Source organism: Caulobacter sp. (genome assembly GCF_035254145.1).
In the GTDB taxonomy this organism is placed as follows: Bacteria; Pseudomonadota; Alphaproteobacteria; order Caulobacterales; family Caulobacteraceae; genus Caulobacter.
Map to the genome: position 1 here is coordinate 1 of NZ_DATFAV010000178.1, position 2,884 is coordinate 2,884.

Below are 2,884 nucleotides of genomic sequence, written 5' to 3' on the forward strand. Positions count from 1 at the left end.
GCCAATCCGATCTCGCTGCTGATCCCCTGCCACCGCGCCATCGCCAAGAGCGGCCGGCTGACCGGCTACCACTGGGGCCTGGCCCGCAAGGCGGCGATGCTGGGGATGGAGGCGACGCAGAGATTCCCTCTCCCAGAGGGAGAGGGCGGGGCCCGTCGCGAAGCGATGGGAGGGAGGGGGTAAGGCGTCGACCGCTGTAAGCCCTCATCCCCCCACGCCTGCGGCGTGGGTCCCGCCTTCTCCCCAGGGGAGAAGGTTTCAAACTACAGAATAAACCGGCTCAGATCCGCGTTCGCGGCCAGCGCCCCGACCCGCTCCGTCACATAGGCCGCGTCCACCGTCACCGTTTCGCCGCTGCGATCGGCGGCGGTGAAGCTGATTTCCTCGACCACCTTCTCCAGGATCGTCTGCAAGCGGCGGGCGCCGATGTTCTCGACCGAGGCGTTGACGGCCACCGCCGCGTCGGCCAGGGCGTCGATGGCCTCGTCGGTGAAGACCAGCGTGACCTCCTCGGTCGCCATCAGCGCCTGGTGCTGGCGGATCAGGTTGGCCTCCGGCTCGGTCAGGATGCGGCGCAGGTCGTCGCGGGTCAGGCCCTTCAGCTCCACGCGGATCGGCAGGCGGCCCTGCAGCTCCGGCAACAGGTCCGAGGGCTTGGCCACGTGGAAGGCGCCCGAGGCGATGAACAGGATGTGGTCGGTCTTCACCGGGCCGTACTTGGTCGAGACCGTCGTGCCTTCGATCAGAGGCAGGAGATCGCGCTGCACGCCCTCGCGGCTGACGTCCGCGCCCGAGCGCTGGGAGGCGCTGGCGACCTTGTCGATCTCGTCCAGGAAGACGATGCCGTGGTTCTCGGCCAGCTCCAGGGCCTCCTGGGTCAGGGCCTCCTGGTCGAGCAGCTTGTCGCTTTCCTCGGCGATCAGCGGCGCCCAGGCGCCGGCCACCGTGGTCTTGTGGGTCTTGGTGCGCCCGCCGCCGAACGACTTCATCATGTCCGACAGGTTGAACACCGCCGCGCCGGGCTGGCCGGGGATCTCGAAGGTCTGGCCGCCGCCGGTGTCGGCCAGCTGCAACTCGATCTCCTTGTCCTCCAGTTCGCCGGCCCGCAGCTTCTTGCGGAACGCCTCGCGAGCGGCGGTCGAGCCGGGACCGGTCAGGGCGTCCAGGATCCGGTCCTCGGCGGCGGCCTCGGCCTTGGCGCGGACGGCGGCGCGGCGCTTGTCGCGGACCATGGCCAGGGCGCTTTCCACGAGATCGCGGACGATCTGGTCGACATCGCGGCCGACATAGCCGACCTCGGTGAACTTGGTGGCCTCGACCTTCAGGAACGGGGCCTGGGCCAGCTTGGCCAGGCGCCGGGCGATCTCGGTCTTGCCGACGCCCGTGGGGCCGATCAGCAGGATGTTCTTGGGCGTCAGCTCGTCACGGATGTCGGCTGGAGCGCGGCGGCGGCGCCAGCGGTTGCGCAGGGCGACGGCGACGGCCTTCTTGGCCTCGGTGTGACCGACGATGTAGCGGTCCAGTTCGGAAACGATCTCGCGCGGGGAAAATTCGGTCATCGGTCGTTGATCAGGGCCTCGAAGATCAGGCGCCACCCTTCGGGGCGCTTCTGCCAAACATGCATATAGTGCGCGGCGGCGGATTTTTGACCCGCCCCCGTCCATCGCGCCTCTCCCCGCGTCCAGACCAGATCGCCGCCGCGCGAGGCGCCGCCGCCGCGCAGGGTCAGGTCCATGCCGCTTGGGCGCAGGGCCAGACGCTCTGACAGGGCGGTGGGCGCGAAGGCGCGGGTCTCCCAGGGGCCCAGGAGGCGGGCGTCGGCGCTCAGCGCAGCCCGGTAGGCGGCCGGGGCGTCGTCGCGCGCGGCCTGGGCCAGAATCGTCTCCGCCGACCGCACCGCCTCGAAAGCCTCGGCGGGCGAGGGCAGGCCGTCGCGAGCCACCGGTCCGATCGTGGCCGCGGCGTCCTGGCCGGGCGCCGAGAACCCGTCGGCCGCGCCGCCGCCGTCATAGATCCAGCGCCAGACACCGTCGGCGTCCTTGCGCCAGAGGGTGGCGTACCAGCCGCCAGGCTTGCCGTTGACCCTGGACGGGCCGGTGGACAGGCCAAGATCGCCCGATCTCGCGGCGACCACCCAGGCCGGCCACCATTCCAGCTTCGGCTCGCCCGCGCCGGATCGCCCGGCGTAGAGGGCCTTGGCGTTGACGGGAAACGGATCGAAGACGATGGCGTCGTCGGCCATGTGCCGGAGGAACGACCCCCGGATCCCCAAGGTCAGACCATCCGCCGCGAAGGCGCGCTCGGCCGCCTCGATCTGGACGGCCGGCGCGGTGGGACCGGCCCATGCAGGGGAAACGGCGATCAGCGCAACGACGGCGAACGAAACGGTCTTCAACATGGCAGGATCCTCCCGGACGCTAGCCAAGCGCCAGGATATTTTGCCGCGCATCGCGTTTGCGACGAAAGCCTACAGGACTTCGCCCTACAGGACTTCGCCCTACAGGACTTCGCCCTGCAGGACTTCCACCGTCAGATTGCCGTTGGTGTAGACGCAGATCTCGGCGGCGATGCCCATGGCCTTGCGCGCGATCTGTTCGGCCGAGAGATCATGGTCGATCAGGGCCTTGCCGGCCGCCAGGGCGTAGTTGCCGCCCGAGCCGATGGCCGCCACCGCCGCTCCGCCGGCGCTCTCGCCCGGCTCGAGCACGTCGCCGACGCCGGTGACGGTGTAGATGGCGGTCTGGTCGGCCACCAGCAGCATGGCCTCCAGGCGACGGAGATAGCGGTCGGTCCGCCAGTCCTTGGCCAGGTCCACGCAGGCCCGCGCCAGTTGGTCGGGATATTGCTCCAGTTTAGCTTCCAAGCGCTCAATGAGCGTGAAGGC

The 2,884-nt window shown here is 69.8% G+C and carries 4 protein-coding genes; 1 reads left to right on the forward strand and 3 read right to left on the reverse strand.

Annotated features, from left to right (window positions below):
- On the forward strand, positions 1-183 hold a 183-nt coding region (locus VJ655_RS10785; protein ID WP_324111062.1), incomplete at its 5' end, for an MGMT family protein.
- Between the two features lie 80 nt (positions 184-263).
- Here VJ655_RS10785 and hslU read toward each other — a convergent pair.
- From hslU to hslV, 3 genes are all read right to left on the reverse strand, one after another.
- A complete protein-coding gene (hslU, locus tag VJ655_RS10790; protein WP_324111063.1) occupies positions 264-1,559 on the reverse strand; it encodes an ATP-dependent protease ATPase subunit HslU in 1,296 nt (431 codons plus the stop codon).
- Positions 1,556-2,398 carry a nuclear transport factor 2 family protein gene (locus tag VJ655_RS10795; RefSeq protein ID WP_324111064.1) on the reverse strand — a complete coding sequence of 281 codons (843 nt, stop codon included), beginning with the start codon at positions 2,396-2,398 and terminating at the stop codon, positions 1,556-1,558. Before VJ655_RS10795 ends, hslU begins: the two co-directional genes overlap by 4 nt.
- Positions 2,399-2,497: 99 nt before the next feature.
- A partial coding sequence (gene hslV / locus VJ655_RS10800) for an ATP-dependent protease subunit HslV (protein ID WP_324111065.1) occupies positions 2,498-2,884 on the reverse strand: 387 nt, incomplete at its 5' end.

Coding starts and splice junctions, on each gene's coding strand:
- VJ655_RS10795 (WP_324111064.1), bottom strand. CDS start 2,398: ATGTTGAAGACCGTTTCGTTCGCCGTCGTTGCGCTGATCGCCGTTTCC.
- hslU (WP_324111063.1), bottom strand. CDS start 1,559: ATGACCGAATTTTCCCCGCGCGAGATCGTTTCCGAACTGGACCGCTAC.